Below are 254 nucleotides of genomic sequence, written 5' to 3' on the forward strand. Positions count from 1 at the left end.
TAGTTGTGAACGCCTGCTTGCTCTTTCTTGAATTCGATAGCTGAGAATTTAACGTTTCCAGATGCATCGTTCGTTACAGTTTCAACAACTTTACCTGTTGAATCTTTAAGAACGAAGCTGAATTCGTTAGCTTTAAGCTCACGACCTTCCAAACGTTTAGTGAAGTTGAATTCTACTGATACTGGTACGCTGTTCACACGTTTTTCAGTTGGTTTGCTTGGTTTTTCAACAGTCTTGCTTACTGGGTTGTAGTA

Annotated in this window: 1 protein-coding gene; it reads right to left on the reverse strand. The window is 39.4% G+C overall.

Annotated features, from left to right (window positions below; genetic code table 11):
• The coding region (locus AC3E7H_RS10050; RefSeq protein WP_490676524.1) for a hypothetical protein at nucleotides 1-254 on the reverse strand (254 nt) is incomplete at both ends.

This window comes from Streptococcus sp. SCPM-O-B-15304 (M98), assembly GCF_058200215.1.